The sequence below is a fragment of the Leucobacter musarum subsp. musarum genome, from assembly GCF_001273845.1.
GTDB classification, from domain to species: Bacteria; Actinomycetota; Actinomycetes; order Actinomycetales; family Microbacteriaceae; genus Leucobacter; species Leucobacter musarum.
This window is the reverse complement of record NZ_JHBW01000087.1, coordinates 374535-393584: the sequence shown is the minus strand read 5'-3', so window position 1 is coordinate 393584 and position 19050 is coordinate 374535. Positions and strand designations below refer to the sequence as shown.

Annotated in this window: 17 protein-coding genes; 14 read left to right on the top strand and 3 right to left on the bottom strand. The window is 66.9% G+C overall.

The genetic code is table 11. The features are described from left to right. The first annotated feature begins 21 nt into the window (after positions 1 to 21). Complete coding sequence (locus tag CH42_RS16385; protein WP_156322539.1) at positions 22 to 159, top strand: hypothetical protein; 138 nt, start codon at positions 22 to 24, stop codon at positions 157 to 159. 555 nt (positions 160 to 714) lie between these two features. Here CH42_RS16385 and CH42_RS10835 read toward each other — a convergent pair. Then, complete coding sequence (locus CH42_RS10835; protein WP_394325245.1) at positions 715 to 1953, bottom strand: DUF349 domain-containing protein; 1239 nt, start codon at positions 1951 to 1953, stop codon at positions 715 to 717. Positions 1954 to 2141: 188 nt separating this feature from the next. On the opposite strand from CH42_RS10835, the gene CH42_RS10830 reads away from it, so the two are divergent. The 10 genes from CH42_RS10830 to aroB all read left to right on the top strand — a co-directional run bounded on the left by CH42_RS10830 (position 2142) and on the right by aroB (position 13131). Beyond that, complete coding sequence (locus tag CH42_RS10830; protein ID WP_053353586.1) at positions 2142 to 3437, top strand: replication-associated recombination protein A; 1296 nt, start codon at positions 2142 to 2144, stop codon at positions 3435 to 3437. 249 nt (positions 3438 to 3686) lie between these two features. After that, positions 3687 to 4316, top strand: coding sequence for a 30S ribosomal protein S4 (rpsD, locus tag CH42_RS10825; protein ID WP_053353168.1), 630 nt, complete (start codon positions 3687 to 3689; stop codon positions 4314 to 4316). A 178-nt stretch (positions 4317 to 4494) separates the two neighbouring features. Then, entirely contained in the window at positions 4495 to 4716 is a 222-nt protein-coding gene (locus tag CH42_RS10820; protein WP_053353167.1) for a hypothetical protein, read from the top strand. Between the two features lie 61 nt (positions 4717 to 4777). Then, positions 4778 to 7432, top strand: coding sequence for an alanine--tRNA ligase (gene alaS, locus CH42_RS10815; RefSeq protein WP_053353166.1), 2655 nt, complete (start codon positions 4778 to 4780; stop codon positions 7430 to 7432). A gap of 14 nt (positions 7433 to 7446) precedes the next feature. Beyond that, positions 7447 to 8004 (top strand): Holliday junction resolvase RuvX, encoded by a 558-nt coding sequence (gene ruvX / locus CH42_RS10810; protein ID WP_082309431.1) that lies wholly within the window; start codon positions 7447 to 7449, stop codon positions 8002 to 8004. Beyond that, complete coding sequence (gene mltG, locus CH42_RS10805; protein ID WP_053353165.1) at positions 8001 to 9110, top strand: endolytic transglycosylase MltG; 1110 nt, start codon at positions 8001 to 8003, stop codon at positions 9108 to 9110. Before ruvX ends, mltG begins: the two co-directional genes overlap by 4 nt. Beyond that, positions 9040 to 9957 carry a shikimate dehydrogenase gene (locus CH42_RS10800; RefSeq protein ID WP_239684020.1) on the top strand — a complete coding sequence of 306 codons (918 nt, stop codon included), beginning with the start codon at positions 9040 to 9042 and terminating at the stop codon, positions 9955 to 9957. The genes mltG and CH42_RS10800 overlap by 71 nt, the downstream gene beginning before the upstream one ends. Before the next feature lie 72 nt (positions 9958 to 10029). Then, complete coding sequence (aroC, locus tag CH42_RS10795) at positions 10030 to 11226, top strand: chorismate synthase (protein WP_053353164.1); 1197 nt, start codon at positions 10030 to 10032, stop codon at positions 11224 to 11226. A 13-nt stretch (positions 11227 to 11239) separates the two neighbouring features. Beyond that, positions 11240 to 12034: a shikimate kinase gene (locus tag CH42_RS10790; protein WP_053353163.1), complete on the top strand. Its 795-nt coding sequence runs from the start codon at positions 11240 to 11242 to the stop codon at positions 12032 to 12034. Further along, complete coding sequence (gene aroB / locus CH42_RS10785; protein ID WP_053353162.1) at positions 12031 to 13131, top strand: 3-dehydroquinate synthase; 1101 nt, start codon at positions 12031 to 12033, stop codon at positions 13129 to 13131. Before CH42_RS10790 ends, aroB begins: the two co-directional genes overlap by 4 nt. A 26-nt stretch (positions 13132 to 13157) precedes the next feature. On the opposite strand, the gene CH42_RS10780 is transcribed toward aroB, so the two are convergent. Continuing rightward, positions 13158 to 14669, bottom strand: a complete 1512-nt coding sequence (locus tag CH42_RS10780; RefSeq protein ID WP_053353161.1) for an AAA family ATPase — start codon at positions 14667 to 14669, stop codon at positions 13158 to 13160. 54 nt (positions 14670 to 14723) lie between these two features. On the opposite strand from CH42_RS10780, the gene CH42_RS10775 reads away from it, so the two are divergent. Continuing rightward, entirely contained in the window at positions 14724 to 16739 is a 2016-nt protein-coding gene (locus tag CH42_RS10775; RefSeq protein ID WP_082309403.1) for a vWA domain-containing protein, read from the top strand. Positions 16740 to 16803: 64 nt separating this feature from the next. Continuing rightward, on the top strand, positions 16804 to 17781 hold the full coding sequence (locus tag CH42_RS10770; RefSeq protein ID WP_239684019.1) for a hypothetical protein: 978 nt from the start codon (positions 16804 to 16806) through the stop codon (positions 17779 to 17781). On the opposite strand, the gene CH42_RS10765 is transcribed toward CH42_RS10770, so the two are convergent. Further along, a complete protein-coding gene (locus CH42_RS10765; RefSeq protein ID WP_053353159.1) occupies positions 17778 to 18356 on the bottom strand; it encodes a thioesterase family protein in 579 nt (192 codons plus the stop codon). The genes CH42_RS10770 and CH42_RS10765 overlap by 4 nt on opposite strands. 130 nt (positions 18357 to 18486) lie before the next feature. Between CH42_RS10765 and efp the strand changes: the two genes are divergently transcribed. Continuing rightward, positions 18487 to 19050, top strand: a complete 564-nt coding sequence (efp, locus tag CH42_RS10760; RefSeq protein WP_053353158.1) for an elongation factor P — start codon at positions 18487 to 18489, stop codon at positions 19048 to 19050.

Below are 19050 nucleotides of genomic sequence, written 5' to 3'. Positions count from 1 at the left end.
TGCCTGCTCACTGAACTTGGTGTGGAGCGCTCACAGAGCGGCCAAGCGGCGCAGCGCGACTTGTCGGTGGCGAAGTGGGCCCCGCTGCAGAGCCTCGGTCACCGCGTGTCGTGCGCGGTCAATACGGAGGAGCAGCAGTCTGCAGGCGACCCGATCTGACCGTGAGAAATCGCCGGGCGTACGGAGCAGGTCGCAGATGACGCGAATCGGCGCCGCGACGCCGAGCCCTCCGAACCACGATGCATCGCTGGTGTCGAGAGCATACTCGTGGATGACCACTCCGGGAGGAGGTATGTACGGGTACCGCTGTCGTCGTTGCGTTGAGAATTCGAGAGGGGTGCGCGGTGCTCGAGCCACGCCCCACACCCACGCAGCGGTGGAAGCAACCGCGATCAGCGGAACATCGCTACGCCCGAGCAATACAGACGATTCGAGCGCGGCGAGCCGTATCCGAGGGTTCTCGGGCCAGCCGATCGGCCGGTACCCCGGGCCGCACGAGACGAGTGATCCACGCAGGCGCTCAGCGGCGATGACCGCAACCGGCCACCGCCCCAGTGCCGGAGGCGTTCGGCGGGGGATGCGTGCGCTGGGAAGCGGTGGAAAGACATTCGGGCGGGTCATTCACCCATCATGATGGGAGTACGACCCGCCCGAACGTGCGTGCGGCGAAACTGTGGAGAACTCGAGCTCGCGGCTCGAAGGTCGTGCCGAACGTCAGTCGCCGAGTGCCGCGAGCCACGACTGCTGCGTCGCAAGCTTCTCTTCAGCGTCGGCGACCTTGCGGGCGTTGCCGGCGCTCCGCGCGGCGTCGAGCTCAGCAGTCAGGTCGGCGATCGACGACTCCAACTGCCCACGCAGACCTTCGCTCCGAGCCTTCGTTTCGGGGTTCGTCTTGCGCCAGTGCTCCTCTTCGAGCTGCTTGACGTGATCTTCGATCTTGCGAAGACGACCCTCGATGTCTCGAAGAGCCTCGCGGGGCACGCGACCGAGCTCATCCCAGCGCAGCTGCACCGCGGTGAGCTGCTTGCGCGCTGCTGCGTGCTCGGTAACCTGCAGAATGGGCTCTGCCTCGTCGAGCAGTGCCTGCTTTGCAGTGAGGTTCTCTGCATACTCTTCGTTGGTCTGGGCGGCTTCGGCGGCCTTTGCCTCGTAGAGCACGTCACCCGCAGCCTTGAACCGAGCCCAGAGCTGATCGTCGAGCTTGCGACTCGCGCGCCCGGCTGCCTTCCAATCGTCCAGCAGCGATCGATACGCGGGGATGCCCTCGATGCCGCGCGGTGCCAACGCCTCCGCGGCGGCGATGATGCGCTCCTTGCGCTGCTTCACGTCCTTGTTCGTGGCGTCCATCTGAGCGAAGTGCGCACGGCGAGCACCATCGAAGCTCTGGCGAGCGCTGCGGAAGCGCTTCCAGAGCGCGTCGGCTTGCGCCTTCGGGATCTGAGGGCCCGTGCGCTGCGCGGTCTGCCAATCAGTGAACAGCTGCTCGAAGGCCTGGCTGGTGTCTTTCCAACGAATAGAAGCCTCGGGCTGTGCGGCCAGTCGTTCGGCTTCGACCGCGATCGCTTCGCGCTGGGCGACGGCTTCCTGCCGGGCCGCTTCGCGTTCTGCTTGCTGCTTCTCGCTGAGCGCAGCGGTCTTCGACCCGAGCTTCTCGACGCGTTCACGCAGCGCGACGATGTCGCCGACGGCGGCGGGTTCGACGAGCGACTCGCGGAGCTTCGCGACGGTATCGGCAGCAGACGCATCGGCGGTACCTCGGGCGATGCGCGCTTCGAGCAGCGTCACCTGACCTTCGAGGTCTGCGAACTTGCGCGTGAAGTAGGCGAGTGCTTCCTCAGGGGTGCCATCGGGGAAGGACCCCACGACGCGTTCGGCATCGCCCTCGCGCACGTACACGGTGCGGTCCTCATCGACTCGTCCCCAGGACGTCTCGTTGCTCGCTTCGCTCACGATTCTGCTCACCTGTCGTGTGTGGGGCCGGGGTTCCGGCCAGACGGAATAGTCACCCCCACTATGCCATAGTGCGCGGCTGAGAACCCGAGCGCCGGGAGGAGTTCGAACGGAGGTGATCCCGCGCTCGTTACGATGGAGGCGTGCAAGCCCGACCCGTACCCGCGCAGACTGCGCCGCTCGCGGTGCGCATGCGCCCGCAATCGCTCGACGAGGTCGTCGGGCAGCAGCATCTGCTGAAGCCCGGGTCGCCGTTGCGCACGTTGGCTGCAGACGCCGAAGGCGGTGGCGGAGCGGTGTCGGTGATTCTTTGGGGCCCGCCGGGTACCGGCAAGACCACGCTGGCGCAGGCGATCGCGCATTCGAGCGGCCGACGATTCGTCGAGCTGTCGGCGATCACGGCGGGTATTAAGGACGTGCGCACCGTGATGGAGCGGGCGCTGAACGACCGAGACCTGTATCAGATCGCGACCGTTCTCTTTCTCGATGAGATTCATCGTTTCACCAAGGCGCAGCAGGATGCGTTGCTACCCGGCGTCGAGAACGGATGGGTGACGCTCGTCGCCGCGACCACGGAGAACCCGTCGTTCTCGGTGATCAGCCCCTTGCTCTCTCGGTCGCTCCTGCTCACGCTCGAGCCGCTTGAAGACGCCGACTTGCGCACGCTGCTCGAGCGCGCTGTGCATGATCCTCGCGGACTCAACGATGCCGTCGATGTCGATGACGAGGCGATCGACGCGCTGGTGCAGCTCGCCTCGGGCGATGCGCGCCGTGTCTTGACCGGGCTCGAAGCCGCCGGTGCTTCCGCGATCGCGAGTGCGGAGGGCGAACAACGACCGGTGGTCACGGCAGAGACCGTCGCCGTCTCGATTGATCGCGCTCTCTTGCGCTACGACCGGAACGGCGATCAGCACTACGACGTCATCAGTGCGTTCATCAAGTCGATGCGCGGCTCCGACCCCGACGCGGCCATCCACTATCTCGCGCGCATGATCGAGGCGGGGGAGGATCCCCGCTTCATTGCGCGCCGACTGATGGTGCACGCTGCGGAAGACGTGGGAATGGCGGATCCGCAGGCTCTGCAGATCGCGGTGGCCGCCGCAGAGGCCACGCAACTCATCGGGCTTCCCGAGGCGCGCATCCCGCTCGCCGAAGCGACCATCTACATCGCGACGGCGCCGAAGTCGAACGCCGTCATCAGCGCCATCGACGCCGCGATCTCCGATGTGAAGGCCGGCCGCTTCGGTCTCGTGCCCAAACATCTGCGCGACGCCCACTATCCGGGTGCGAAGCGCATGGGGCACGGAAAGGGCTATCGGTATCCCCACAGCGACCCCCGCGGCGTTTCCACTCAGCAATACCTTCCCGACGAGTTGCGAGATCGCGTCTACTACGCCCCGACTCAGCACGGGAACGAGCGGGAAGTGTCGGATCGTCTCGAGAAGCTTCGTCGGATCACTCGAGGCTCGAGCGGCGACCCAAGTTAGGCGGTTCGGCGTCGACGCCGAATCAGTGATAAGATCTTCCTTGGCCAACTTTGCTTTTCACTGCAGGCTGCAGGTGAGAAGCAAACGGCAGTCGCCCTGTAGCCGGGTTTCTGCGCTGGTCGTTCCCTCACCGAACAACGGTTCGTTGTGTCGCGTGCATCACTCGTTGATGCGGGCACAGCCTGGCCGAGAGAACCTGTGCGTGCGCGAGCATGCACTGTGATTGACAGAAAACCCGAAAGGACCCACGTGTCGACTACGTCGCGTACTCGTTCCCAGACCCGACTTTCCCGTTCGCTCGGGATCGCGCTGACCCCCAAGGCTGCGCGCTACCTCGAGAAGCGCCCCTATGGCCCCGGCCAGCACGGTCGCACCAAGCGCAAGAGCGACAGCGACTACGCCGTTCGTCTGCGCGAGAAGCAGCGTCTTCGCGCCCAGTACGGCATCCGCGAAAAGCAGCTCACCATTGCGTTCAAGGAAGCCCGCCGCCAGGACGGCCTGACCGGTGAGAACCTGGTCGAGCTGCTCGAGATGCGTCTTGACGCACTCGTGCTCCGCGCAGGCTTTGCACGCACCACGGCGCAGGCGCGCCAGCTCGTCGTGCACCGCCACATCCTGGTCGACGGCAAGATCGTCGATCGTCCCTCCTTCCGCGTGAAGCCGGGGCAGCTCATTCACGTCAAGGCACGCTCGGAGGCCATCGAGCCGTTCCAGGTCGCTGCAGCCGGCGGCCACGCCGAGGTTCTCCCGAACGTTCCGGGCTACCTCGAGGTCGAGCTCGACAAGCTCCAGGCGCGTCTCGTGCGCCGCCCGAAGCGCGTTGAGGTCCCCGTGACCTGCGAAGTGCAGCTCGTCGTCGAGTACTACTCGGGCCGCTAAGCCTCAGTACACTCCGCTCGAAGGGGGCGCCGGATTCGATCCGGCGCCCCCTTCGTCGTCTATGGGCCCCAACGGCTGTGAGGGGTACCCGAGACCGAACGGCCCACCCGCTAAGCTTGTTGGGTGCCGTTGCACGAGCGCCGTTGGGCGCGACCGCTGCCGTTGGGAGGATCGAGACATGGGCAAGCTGTTCTGGCTGGTCACCGGAGTCGCGCTGGGATTCGTCGGTGCGCACTTCGTCAATCAGACTCCTGAGGGGCGTCGTTTCTTCGCTCGCGTGAATCGCGGAGTGGATGAGTTCGGCCGCGCCTTCACCGCGGGCTATGAAGCCGAGGCTGACGAGGAGCTCTCGGAGGCTGACGCAGCTGAATTGGGCGACGCCCTGCGCGAGCGCGGCTGATCCCGCACCCCGGCACTCCACCCCACGTACTTCACCACTGACTTCCACAGAAGGACCCCGGATGCAGACCGCTGAAATTCACCGTCGCTGGCTCGACTTCTTCGAGAAGAAGGGGCACTCGGTTGTTCCTTCAGCATCGCTCATCAGCGATGACCCCAGCCTCATGTTCACGGTCGCCGGCATGGTGCCCTTCGTGCCGTATCTGTCGGGAATCGTTCCCGCGCCCTTCCCGCGCGCGACGAGCGTGCAGAAGTGCATCCGTACGAACGACATCGAAGAAGTGGGCAAGACCCCGCGTCACGGCACGTTCTTCCAGATGTGCGGCAACTTCTCCTTCGGTGACTACTTCAAGGAAGATGCGATCCGCTTCGCGTGGGAGTTGCTGACCTCGAGTGAGGCCGATGGTGGCCTGGGCTTCGACGCAAAGGACCTTTGGGTCACCGTCTACGAAGAAGATGATGAGGCGCTCGCCCTCTGGCAGCAGCACTCGACGCTGCCCGACGAGCGCATTCAGAAGCTCGGCAAGGACACCAACTACTGGTCGACCGGGCAGCCCGGCCCGGCTGGCCCCTGCTCCGAGATCTTCTTCGATCTGGGGCCGGAGTACGGCATCGATGGCGGCCCGGCGACGGATGACGACCGCTATGTCGAGATCTGGAACCTCGTGTTCATGCAGTACCAGATCACGAACGTGCGATCGAAGGTCGATTTCGACATCGTCGGTGAACTGCCGAAGAAGAACATCGATACGGGCATGGGCCTTGAGCGCGTCGCGTTCATCAAGCAGGGCGTGCAGAACATGTACGAGATCGACCAGGTGCGCCCGGTGCTCGATCGTGCTGCCCAGATCGCCGGCAAGACTTACGGTGCGGATCACACCGATGATGTGCGGTTGCGCGTCATCGCCGATCACGTGCGCAGCGGCCTCATGCTGATCGCCGATGGTGTGACGCCGTCGAATGAGGGCCGCGGCTACATCTTGCGCCGTTTGCTGCGCCGGGTCACGCTCTCCATGCGCCTGCTCGGTGTCGAAGGGCCCAGCTTTGCCGAGCTCTTCCCGGTGTCGCGCGACGCGATGGCCGGGGGCTACCCGGCGGTCGCCAACGACTTCGACTTCATCTCACGGGTCGCATACGCCGAGGAGAAGACCTTCTTGCGCACCCTCGCCTCGGGCATCCAGATCTTGGACACTGCGGTCGACGCCGCGAAGAGTGCAAGCTCGAGTGTGCCCGGCGACACCGCCTTCCTGCTTCACGACACGCACGGCTTCCCGATCGAGCTCACGCTCGAGATCGCCGAAGAAGCCGGTGTGCCGGTCGACGCTGAGGTGTTCTCGTCGCTCATGCAGGAGCAGCGGGATCGCGCCAAAGCCGATGCGAAGGCGAAGAAGGGGCAGCGCGCCGATCTGTCCGTCTACAAGGAGTTGCGCGGTCTGGGCGAGACGCTCTTCACGGGGTATGACGAGCTCGTACACGAGGGCAAGGTCCTCGGCATCGTCGTCGATGGTGCCCCCGTGCGCGAAGCCCGCGAGGGCGACGTTGCCGAATTGGTGCTGTCAGAGACCGCGCTCTTCGCGGAGTCGGGTGGCCAGGATTCGGATCAGGGGCTCATCGTGGGCGACGGATTCGAAGCCGAGGTGCTCGACGTGCAGAAGCCGGTGCCTGGCCTCATCGTGCACACGGTCAAGGTGACGATCGGTACGATCGGCGTCGATGCACGCGCCGAGACGCGTGTCGATGCCGAGTACCGTCGCGGCGCCACGCAGGCCCACTCCGGTACCCACATCGTGCACGCGGCGCTTCGCGAAGTACTCGGCCAGGGCGCCCACCAGGCGGGCTCGTACAACAAGGCGGGGTATCTGCGTCTCGACTTCACGCATTCCGAGGCGCTGTCTACGGAAACGAAGAGCGAGATCGAGGAGATCTCGAACCTCGCCATCCGCTCTGACTTCGAAGTCGTCACGCGCGAAATGGCACTCGACGATGCGAAGGCGCTCGGCGCAATGGCGCTGTTCGGTGAGAAGTACGGCGACCGCGTGCGCGTCGTCGACATCGGCGGCCCGTGGTCGCGTGAACTTTGTGCGGGCACGCACGTGGCGAGCTCGTCGGAGATCGGCATGATCAATCTGATCTCGGAGAGCTCCGTCGGTTCGACGAACCGTCGTGTGGAGTCGCTCGTCGGTATCGAGGCGTTCCGCAACTTCGCCGCAGAGCGCGCAATCGTGCAGCAGCTCACGGGCGGGTTGAAAGTACCGCGCACCGAGCTCGTCTCGAAGGTGCAAGATCTGGGGTCGCAGTTGCGCGCGGCCGAGAAGAAGATCGCCGCCCTCGAAGCTGAGAAGCTCAGTCAGCGCGTTCCGCAGCTGCTCGCGAACGCCGAGCAGCTCGGCAGTGTTCGCGCCGTGATCGCCTCCCTGGGATCGGTCGGGTCGGCAGACGATATTCGCGGCTTGGCACTGCGCGTGCGCGAGCAGCTTGGCGCCGAAGCGGGTGTCGTCGTGCTCGCCGGTGATGCCGCCGGAAAGCCCGTGGTCATCGCCGCAACGACCCCTGCGGGCCGTGACGCCGGCGCGAAGGCCGGGGCGCTCGTGCGCGTCGGTGCTCAGGTGCTCGGCGGCGGCGGCGGCGGGAAGGACGACCTCGCCCAGGGCGGCGGCACCGACGTCTCGCAGATCGATGCCGCCCTGGCTGAGATCCGCCGGAGCCTGGTCGGCTGACGGTGCGTGTCGGCGTGCGTATCGGCATCGATGTGGGCAAGGCCCGCATCGGTGTTGCTCGAAGCGACCGCCACGGCATGCTTGCGACTCCGGTCGAGACCGTGCCCCGTGAGAGGTCGGGCACGGCCGACTTGGATCGCATCACGGCCATCGCGAGCGATCTCGATGCGTTTGAAGCAGTGGTCGGGCTCCCGTTGAATCTGCGCGGCGAGCGCACACTTTCGACCGAAGACGCCGAGGCGTTTGCCGGGCGGTTGGCGGCTCACCTGCGACCGCATGCTATCGCAGTGCGTCTCGTCGACGAGCGGCTGTCGACGGTGTCCGCGCAGGGTCAACTGCGGCAAGCGGGCAAGAAGACCAAACAGAGTCGTTCCATCATCGACCAGGCGGCAGCCGTGGTGATTCTGCAGCACGCGCTCGATATCGAGCGGGCGCGGGGCACGGCGCCCGGCGATCCGGTGCTGCTGCCCGGTGTCGACGAGACGGCCGAACAGGCTCGAGAAGATCTGGCTGACGTGAGCGACACGTCCGCTGAAATGCACACACCAGTGACCGAGGAGGCCACGGAATGAATGCACGCACGCGCGAAGAAAAGCGCCAGACGGGGCGGCGCGTCATCATCTCGTTGCTCGTGACCGTTCTTTTGCTCGGCGGCCTCGCCGGCGCGGGGGCCTATCTCTGGTCGCACTATGGCTCCGGCATCTCGAAGGCGCTGGGGTGGACCTCGGACGACTATGAGGGTGAAGGCCACGGTGAGGTGCTGATCACGGTGACGTCGGGGCAGATCGGTTCGGACGTGGCAGATGCCCTCGCCGAGGCGGGCGTCGTGAAGACTCCTGAGGCCTTCTACGACCTCCTGCTCGAGCAAGACGAAGAGGTGCAGTTCCAAGTCGGAACGTACCGCTTGAAGCTCGAGATGAGTGCGCAGTCGGCCCTCGACGCCATGCTCGATCCGGCGAATGTGATGGAGCTCACCGTCACGATCCCCGAGGGGATGGCCGCGATGGACGCGCTGCAGACGACGGCCGATGTGGTCGGCATTCCGATGGCCGATTTCGAGGCGGCAATTGCCGACCCCACGAAGTTCGGAGTTCCGGCGCAGTTCCCATCCATCGAGGGATTCTTGTTCCCGGCGACCTACACGTTCGAGCCCGGCGACACGGCCGAGACGATCGTGCAGACCATGGTTGATCGCATGAAGCAGGCGCTTGCCGAGCACGGCGTCCCCGAGGGCGACGAGTGGCGAGTGCTCACGCTCGCGTCGGTGGTGCAGCGCGAGGCCGGCGCGAATCTCGACGACTTCCCGAAGATTGCGCGGGTGTTCTTGAACCGCATCGATCAGGGCATGCTGCTCCAGTCGGATGCGACGGTCGCTTACGGTACGGGGAATACGCACACGGTGTGGACCACCGAGGAAGAGCGCGCGAACGCATCGAACCTCTACAACACGTATGCGAACCCCGGTCTGCCCGTGGGGCCGATCGGTCTGCCCGGTGACGTCGCCATCGATGCCGCGATCCATCCGGCAGATGGCACGTGGTTGTTCTTCGTGCCCATCAACCTCGAGACCGGTGAAACGGTGTTCTCGACGACCAACGAGGAGCACGATGCGGCAGTGGCGAAACTCGGCGAATGGTGCACGGCGCACCGCGACGCCGGCGGCACGCGGTGCGACTGAGATGACGACATCGGTGGCGAGCCTCGCACAACTGGCAGTGCTGGGCTCGCCGATCGCCCACTCGCGTTCGCCGCGCATTCACGAGGCCGCGTATCGGGTGCTCGGCCTCGACTGGGCATATCGTGCGATCGAGTGCGGTGAACGCGAGCTCGAAGCGTTTCTCGCCGAACGCGGCTCCGAGTGGCTCGGCTTTTCGGTCACGATGCCGCTGAAAGTCGAAGCACACCGAATCGCGTTCGAGCTCGACGAGGTCGCGCGAGAGAGTGGTGTCGTGAATACGCTGGTGCGACGCGAACTCGGTTGGTATGGCGCCAATACTGATGTCGCGGGGTTGGCTGCAGCGATTACTGGCGCGGAGCTCGACGTGAGGAACGCCGTTGTTCTGGGATCTGGCGCAACGGCTGTGTCGGCGATTCTGGCGTTGCGTCGTCTGGGAGCAGAGCACGTGACGGTGCGCGCGCGCAATCGCTCAGCAGTGGCCGATCTCGTCTCGCGCTTCTCGAGGGACGCGCCGGGGGCCGGAGGAGCAGCCTTCGTCGTCGAAGCGCACGTAGACGCGCTGCGGGCCTCGCCGACGTTGGTCGTCTCGGCGCTTCCCGGGCAGGCAGCGGCGACGATCGATGTTCCCGAATCGCTGCTCGCCGTGCCCCTCTTCGACGTGGCCTACGATCCCTGGCCGTCACCGCTGGCCGCGCGCTGGCGGGCCGCAGGCGGCACCGCAGTTGCTGGCACGGAGATGCTGGTGGAACAAGCCCTTGTGCAGGTGCGCCTGTTCCTGAATGGCGATCCGGATCGCCCGCTCGAAAACGAAGCCGAGGTGCTCCGGGCGATGCGCGCCGCAGTCTGACGTCGCAGCTGGGGGAGCCGTCTTGCGTTGCGGAGTCGGTTGGTGCCGCCGTGATGTGGGAGGATAGCGGGTATGCTGCGTTGGCTGACCGCCGGAGAATCTCACGGCCCCGAACTGATTGCCGTCCTTGAAGGGCTGCCTGCGGGCGTGCCCGTTTCGCTTGACGGGATCCGTGAAGATCTCGCTCGTCGCAAGCTGGGCTATGGCCGCGGCTCGCGCATGAAGTTCGAGCAAGACGAACTCAATGTCTCGGGCGGAGTGGTGCAGGGCGTTTCGATCGGCGGCCCCGTCGCGATTCGCATCGGCAACACGGAGTGGCCGAAGTGGACTGAAGTGATGTCTGCTGAGGCGACTGAGCTCTCCGAGAAGTCCCGCGGCCGCGGTGCGCCATTGACGCGCCCCCGTCCGGGGCACGCCGACCTCGCGGGGATGCAGAAGTACGGCTTCGATGAGGCGCGCCCGGTGCTTGAGCGCGCGAGCGCGCGCGAGACCGCCGCCCGCGTCGCGCTCGGTGCCGTCGCCCGCGCATTCCTCGCGGAGCTCGGCATCAGGCTCGTGAGCCACACGCTCTCGATGGGTGAGGTCGCCGTGCCCGAAGATGCGCCGCTGCCGCGCCCCGACGATGTCGCCGCGCTCGATGCTGATCCGCTGCGGTGCTTCGACGCGGAGACGAGCGCTCGCATGGTCGCCGAGGTGGACGACACGAAGAAGTCGGGCGACACGCTCGGTGGCATCGTCGAGGTGCTCGCCTACGGGTTGCCGCCGGGGCTCGGATCGTACGTGCACTGGGATCGTCGTCTGGATTCGCGTCTGGCCGGCGCCCTCATGGGCATCCAGGCGATCAAGGCCGTCGAGGTCGGTGACGGCTTCGAGACCACGCGCCGTCGCGGGTCGGTCGCGCACGACGAATTGCATATTGAGGGCGGACGCATCGCGCGCGAAACCACGCGCGCCGGAGGCATCGAGGGCGGCATGACCACTGGGCAGGTACTTCGCGTGCGTGCCGGCATGAAGCCCATCGCGACGGTGCCTCACGCGCTTCCGACGGTCGATGTCGCCACCGGTGAGGCGTCGAAGGCGCACCATCAGCGCAGCGACGTGTCGGCGGTGCCCGCTGCGGGTGTCGTCGCCGAGGCGATGACGGCGCTCGTGCTCGCCGATGCGGTGACCGAGAAGTTCGGCGGCGACAGCGTCGCCGAGACGCGTCGCAATCTCGAGGCGTACGTTGCGGCCATCCCGGAGCGGTTGGCGACCGTCATCGAGTCGTGAGCGGTCGAGCGCGATGAGCGCGCATCGGCGCATCGCGCGCGATGCCGGGCCACCGGCGCATCGCCCGAAGCCATCGCCTCCCACGAGCCCGTTGCAGATCATCACTGCAGCCGAGGCGGCAGCGGCTGCGGAGACAGACCGCGGAGAACCGCGGTCTGATCGAGCGAAGGCCGAGAGTGTTGCCGCCGGAGCCGCTCCCGCGCGCTCGCGCAATCGACGACGCCGGCGACGGAAGCCGGGGGCACGACTTCCGGATCGTGCGATCGTGTTCGTTGGTCCTATGGCCGCGGGCAAGACCAGTCTCGGCAAGCGCGTCGCTCGTGAGCTGGGCGTGCCGTTCGTCGACACTGATGCCGTGTTCGTGCGTCGACACGGTGTGATTACCGAGTTCTTTGCGGCACACGGCGAACCCGAGTTTCGGCGCATTGAAGCCGAGGTCATCGCGGAGGAACTCGCTGCTGAAGGATGCCGCATTGTCGCCCTCGGCGGCGGTGCGGTGCTGTCGGAGCGGACCCGAGAACTGTTGAACTCGCACCCGGTCGTGCTGCTGATGACGACGCAGGAAGCCGTGCTGCGCACGGCAAATCTGTCGCGTCGACCCCTGTTGCGCGACGATCCGGAGGCGTGGGGGCGCATTCTGAAGGAGCGGCGCCCGCTCTACGAAGAGGTGGCCGATGTCACCTACCGCACCGACCGTGCGACGCAGGAACAACTGGTGCGCCGCGTCGCGCAGTGGGCTCGCGGCAACGGCCGAAGCCAGCGCCCGCAACGCACCGACCGATCAGTATCCACGGAGGAACACGAATGACCGAGGCCGCGCAGAGCGACACGCAGGTGACAGAGATTCAGGTCACAGGGGAGACGTCGTACACGGTGACCGTGGGTCGTGGGCTGCTCGAGCGCGTGCCCGAGGCGCTCGGTGACCGCGTGGCGAAGGTCTTGATCGTGCATACGCCGACCGTGGGCAAGATTGCCAATGACCTCCGTGAGTCGCTTCAGGGGCGCTACACCCAGGTGTTGCTCGCGGAAGTGCCCGATGCCGAATCGGCGAAGCGCGTCGAAGTGGCTGCATTCTGCTGGCAGATCTTGGGACAGTCCGACTTCACGCGTACCGATGCCGTGATCGGCCTCGGTGGTGGCGCGGTGACCGACCTCGCCGGGTTCGTTGCGGCGACCTGGCTGCGGGGCGTGCGCCTGGTGCAGATTCCCACGACCGTGCTCGGCATGGTCGATGCCTCCGTCGGGGGCAAGACCGGCATCAACACCACTGAGGGAAAGAACCTCGTCGGCAGCTTCTACGCGCCCGCCGCGGTCATCTGCGACTTGGAGCTGCTCGACACGCTGCCGCGCAATGAGATCCTTGCCGGTTTCGCCGAGATCGCGAAGTGCGGGTTCATTGCCGAGCCCGAGATCCTCGACATCCTCGAGCGTGACGTCGACCGGGCGACCGACCCGTCGACTCCCGAGTTCCAGCGCGTCGTCGAGTTGTCGATCGGGGTCAAGGCCCGGGTCGTCTCCGAAGATTTCAAGGAGGGCGGGCTCCGAGAGATCCTGAACTACGGGCACACCCTCGGCCACGCGATCGAGCACGCTGAGCGTTACCAATGGCGGCACGGCGTCGCGATTTCGATCGGCATGATGTACGCTGCCGAACTCGGACGGATGGCGGGCGCGTTGTCAGACGAAGCGGTCGACCGGCACCGGCGCATCCTGTCGTCGCTCACGCTGCCGCTCGCGTACCCCGCTGGCCGCTGGCCGGGGCTGCTCGCCGCGATGCAGCGCGACAAGAAAGCGCGTGCGGGCATGCTTCGATTCATCGTGCTCGACGAGATCGGCAAGCCGCGGGTGCTCGCCGGCGTGGACGAGTCGATGCTGCATTTCGCGTACCAGGAGATCGCGAACTAGCGCGAAGGCGATCCGGCAGCTTCGGCTCACAGGCCGCCGAGGCGGAATCCCTGCCCCTCGAGGATCAGTGCGAGCACGCGCCGGTCTTCGCGGTGCATCGTGCCCTCGACGAAGCGGGTGAGGGCGCGCTCGAGGGAAATCGCTCCGGCGCTGCCGGCCACCTTGCGCAGGATCGCGACCAGCGTTCGGGGCGCCAGCACCGTCTCCTCGAGACCGGGCCGACCGTCGATGCTGCGCTCGGAGCTGACGTATTCGGAGAACCCGGTGCCGTGAGCTCCGGCGAACACCTGCTGGCTGATGAACGCGGCGCGGGCGACGCGGGTCAGCGCGTCGACAGGTACGTGGCTGGGGAGTCGGCCGTGCTGGTCTGCCACCGACGCGACCGCGAGCAGGGCATTCTCCGCAGGGAAGTCGGCGTAGTCGTTGCCCGAGTCGGGGTAGTGCACGCGGTAGGCGTGGGCGCCGAATCGGTTGACGAGCTCTGCGCTCAGCCGGTCGAGGCCGCGATAGCGGTGCGGGGTCTGCTCGTTCGCGGTCGCGATGATGGCGAAGCCCGGAGCGATCTCGACGCGCCGGCCCGCGTCCTCTTGCACGTCGAGGTAGTCGCCGGGGCGCAGCTGCAGGATGCGATTGAGGCGCTTCAAGAACTCGGCGGGCATGGCGTTGACCTCGTCCAGAATGACCGGCCGGCCCTCTGTCATGGCCCGCACAAGTGGCCCGGGCGTAAACACGGTGACGGTGGCACCGTCTTCCGCCCGGAGCTCGTGCGTACCGATGACCTGTGCACTCGTGATGTCGCCGTAGCCCGACACGAGTTCGGGTTCGCGACCGAGTCCGTGGCGGGAGAGGTATTCGGCGAGCGCGGTTTTCGCGCCGCCGGTCTCACCGATGAGCAGCACCGGATCACCGAGCCGCAGCCCGGGGAGCGCCTCCGAGATGATGCCGCGCATCTGGGAGGTGCGCAGCAGGCCGTCCCGCAGTTGGACGCGCGCCTCGCGGATGCGCACGGCGCCGAGTGCATCGAGGACCGCGTCGCGTCGCTGCTCGGTGGTGACGCCGGATCGCCAATTGTTGGACGCTGCCGGGGCCTCGGTGCCTGGAGCGTGTGGCTGGCGGCCCTCGCGCAGGTCTCGCGCCGCGCTGCGGAGGGCGGCGATGCGAATCGACTCGCCGCGCGTGATCTCACGGGCGCCACCGGAATGAGCCGGGTGCGAGGCGCTCGCGAGGATGGCGTCGGCGTCGGCGTCCAGGCGCTCGCTGCGGCGGGCATCGACGCGCGCGTGGGCGGCCAGTCGAAGCGTCGCCGCCCGTTCGTCGAGCGCGCGGTCGATCCGAGCACCGTGATCGGGGTGCTGCAGCAGCGCCGCCAGGTCGCCCTCCGTGGCGGCGAGGTCGTGCTCGAGTTCGACGCGTTGCGAGTCGACGTCTGCGAGGTGCGCGCCGGTGTCGATGGGGGCGAGCGCGCGCAGAATGCGACGGCGTTCGGCGCGAAGCTCCGCCGCCTCGAGCACGACGGGATCGGTGACGAACGGCGACATGAGCGTCACGCTACCACGGGCGCGAATGTCGGAGCCCGGCGATAGGGTGGCGACATGATCGACCCGGACGCTACGCCTGCGGCAGCCCCTGTGGCAGCGCGTGCCGAGCGTGCAGCCGAAGCGGTTCCCGGCGTCGACGCAGAGGCGCGGGCTCACATCCGAGCCCAGTTGGAGGCCGTACGCGCGATCGTCGGCATCGCCCTCGATGTCAGCGATGGCGATCGCTGGGAGCGCACCGACGAGGGGCTCTCCGTCGGTCTCGGCTGGTACGCCGCGCGGGGTCACGGGGTGCGGGAGACCGTCGCGCTCGCACTGCTGCATCTCTGGGAGGGTCCCCGAGCTGAACGCGTTGAAGTACCTCGATCTCGACGGCGGGCGTCGCTCGCACGGCTTCGTCCGAATGCGACTCCGCTCTTTGACGCTGTGCACCGCGCGCAAGCCGTTGCCGAGCTCATTGGTGTGATGCCGGGGCTGCGGTCCGCGCTGGGCGCAGCACTGGCACGGAGCCTGCCGACCGACGTGTCGGCACTTCCGCGACATCTGCAGTGGGTCGTCCTGGTGCTTGCGGCGGCAGCCGACGTATCGGATACGGCCGGCATCACCGGGTTCGACCGCGAGGTCGGCGCGGAATGGCAGGCGGTGAACGCCGAGCCAGACGTCAGCACTGGAGTATTCGGCGTGCGTCGCGTGCTCAACACCGATCGGCGTCGATCCGCACTGCAACGCTACCTGCGCGCGATCGCACTCCTGCTTCCGGGCTACGAACGTCTGCTGGCGCTTGACGCGCGTGAGCGCGGTTTGGACGCCGATGGGGCGAACTCGGACGCCGACGCTCGCGGGTCGGAGCATCCCGGTGACGTGCCCGCCGACATGGGGCTGACGGCTCCCGGAAGCGGCGACTCAAACGCGAGTGCGCAGTCGGCCGATGATGCCGAGTCCACGCCTGACCCGGGTGCGGATCCGAACGCAACAGACGATCGCGCACGTGCGGGCGAGGGGCGCGAGCGGGCGGAGGGGGCAGACCTGTTCGCTGCCGAGCACGCCGGATTCGTTGAGCGGATGCTCGATACGCCGATGCCCGGCGGGGGCCACCTCGACAGCAGGTTGCCGGCACCGTCAGATCGCGCGCGCGACGCGGAACCGGACTCCTCGCCGACGCAGCGCCGAGAGAACGCCGGTGCCGGAACCGGGGGTGGCGCCGCGCGAGTCTCGCTCGATGCCTATCGCACGCGGGCCGAAGCGCTCTCAGCTGAGATCGAGCGCATGCGGTCGGTCTGGGCGGAGGTGATCGCCGACAGGTTGGTGCCGCGTCGACACCCCAGCTCACGGCCACGGTCCACGGGGTCCGAGCTCGCCGTCGAGGCCCTGGCGAGTGCCGTTGCCGAGGCCCGGGCCGGTGCGCCGCAACCGCGCGCTTTTCGAGATCACACCCTGCGCATGCGGCGCACACGTCGCGCGGGCAGCACCGATTACGTGCTGATCGTCGACCGCTCAGCCTCGATGCAGGGCGCCGCGGCCTCCCTCGCTTCGGACGCCATGCTCATCATGTGCGAGGGCCTCGCGGGTGTCGCTCGCGACGTCGCTGAAGCCGAACGCGTGGGCGGGCTGCCGCTGGAGCTCGACATCCGGGTGGCCCTGATCGTGTTCGACTCGACGGTCGAAGTGGTCAAACCGCTTTCTGCGGGCATGAGTGATGCGGCCCGCATCGCCGTGCACGCTGCGCTGCGCGAGCCGCGTGGATCGACCAACGACGGCGCGGCACTGCGCGCTGCTGTCACGACGCTCGGGCTCGAAGTCGATTCGGGTCAGCTTCCCACCGAACCGCTCGAGCGGCGTCGCGTGGTGATTCTGGTCACCGACGGCGGATCCAACGATCCGCTCGCCGCCGAGCACGCGGCAAAACGTCTCCGTCGAGCGGGCATTCGGGTGCACGCGATCGGACTCGGCGCCGGCGACACGGTGGTGCGCTACGCTCCCGACGCGCGACGTATCGACGACGTGCGGACGCTTCCCGACGCCCTGCGCGCACTCGTCGTCGACGAAGTCGCGTCGTCGCGGGTTCGGGGCTGAGGTGCACGTGTGCGACATGAGGCTGCGCTCAGAGGTATCGTGGCGACGGTGAGAGGAGCAAGACGTGCGCGCGAAGCATGATGCGGTCGGCATCGATGGAGCAATGGCTATCGCTGGTGACGCAACAGCGCTGCCGGTGGAAGGTGCCGATGGAGGGGGCGGAGTGCAGCTCGCGAGACTGCTCTTCCCGGAGCTCGCGACCCAACTCGATGCCGCGCTCGCCGTGCACGGCACGCGAGACGCAGCGGCGGTTGCGGCTGCGGCGGCGGATACCGAGCTCGATCGAGCGGCGTCAAGGCTTCTGCCGCACGCGGCGTTTGCCGACGTGGCGGGTGCTGCAGCAACCGCGTTCGCCGAGCGCTCCTTCGCTGCGGCGCGCACTGCCGCTGGCTGGCTCGGCGTATCGTTGCCCGAGCCCGAGGCGTTTGCCGCCGCAGGGGTCGATCTTGCGGAGATCGCGCGAGTGCTGCCGCATGACGACGAGGCATGCGCGGGTCGTGGCACTCGTGGCGCGGGGCGCGAGGGTGGCGCTGCAACGGGGGAGTACCTCGCGGTGCCCGCCCCGCACGGTCTTGGCCGCGATCGCTGGATTGCTGGGTTCACGCGTGCCGCTGAGTCGGGTGTGGGTCAGGCGTACGCCGAATCCGCGGAGGGTGCACCACTCGTGTTCGGGCCGGAAGCCGAGCGGGAGTTCCCGTTGCTCGACGCGGCTCCGGAGGGCTCGCCCGCGGTGCCGGGCGCGGATGCCGTCTGGACTTTCAGAGCCGTGCCGTCGGAAGCTCGCCCACCGATACTCGGACTCGGGTTCGACCACGGGCCGCACGCGACCCTCCCCGAAATGCTTATGCTGCAGCTGATGCGTGCGGCCGCGGGCGAACCGCCCGTCGACAATGCAAGCTTCACTTGGCTTGCGGGGCCGCTTTCCGAGGGGCGCCTCGCGGCCAGGCACGTCTACGATGCCAGCGAGCGGGCGATCCGCATCACCTGCCGGGAGATCGGGAATCAGGGCCCCCACCTCGGAGCGCGTACCCCACTGGGTTAGCGCCGCGAGTCGGTCCAATCGCTGATCGCGTCCGTTCGGGTCGACGGGAGTCGCGTCGTGCGCCCCCACTCAAGCACGTCGTCGGGCACGACGAGCTGGGCGGGGTCGGCGCCACTCTTTGCGAGAATCTCGTCGACCGGCACGACGCCGCCCGACCGCCGGAGGATGCGCGCGCGCACCACTGCGCGGGCATAGATGTCGGGTCGTCGCTGCGTGTCGGGGCGCACGAATCGCTGCTCCATGTACACCGCCTGCTCGTCGAAACCCAGGATGCGGGATTCGATCCAGAACCGCATCCACGGATTCAAAGATTTGCGGTACGAGATGGTCTGGCCGACGACGACCGGGTACCAGCCCTCGCGCGCGAACAATTCCCATACGCCGTTGCGCTGGATGAGGTCGAATCGTGCGACATCCATGATCGACAGGTACTTGCCGTTGTTCATGTGGCGGAGGATGTCGAGATCGGTGGGCCACACGCGGAATCGGGATCGCGAGACCCCGTCGAATCCGAGTTTCTCGCCGCGCCGGCCGACGAACCACTGATGCCAGAGTGTTCGAAAGATCATGTGCATGCTGCGAGCTTAGAAGAATCGTGCACGCCACAGCCCCTGCATTGTAGAGAGCGTCTAAAATGGGTGCCGTGTATGCTGGTTCGGCGCGTATTTGGGCGCTTGAACTTTACAGAATCCGGAGAAACACTGCATGGCCAGCTCGAATGACATCAAGAACGGTACCGTCATCAAGGACAACGGCCAGTTGTGGAGCGTGGTGGAGTTCCAGCACGTGAAGCCGGGCAAGGGCGGCGCTTTCGTGCGCACCAAGCAGAAGAATGTCGTGTCGGGCAAGATCATCGACAAGACCTACAACGCGGGTGCAAAGATCGAAACCGCGAACGTTGATCGCCGCGACTTCCAGTACCTGTACCAGGATGGCCAGGACTTCGTCTTCATGGATCAGAGCGATTACGACCAGCTCACCGTGTCGAACACCGTGGTCGGCGACGCTGCGAAGTTCATGCTCGAGAACCTCCAGGTGCAGATCGCGCTGCACGAGGGCGAGCCCCTCTACATCGAGCTCCCTGCATCGGTGGTGCTCGAGGTGACCTACACCGAGCCCGGCCTGCAGGGCGATCGCTCGACCGGTGGCACGAAGCCCGCGACCGTCGAGACCGGCGCCGAGATCCAGGTGCCGCTGTTCCTCGAGACCGGTACGAAGGTCAAGGTCGACACCCGCACGGGTGACTACCTCGGCCGCGTCAACGACTAA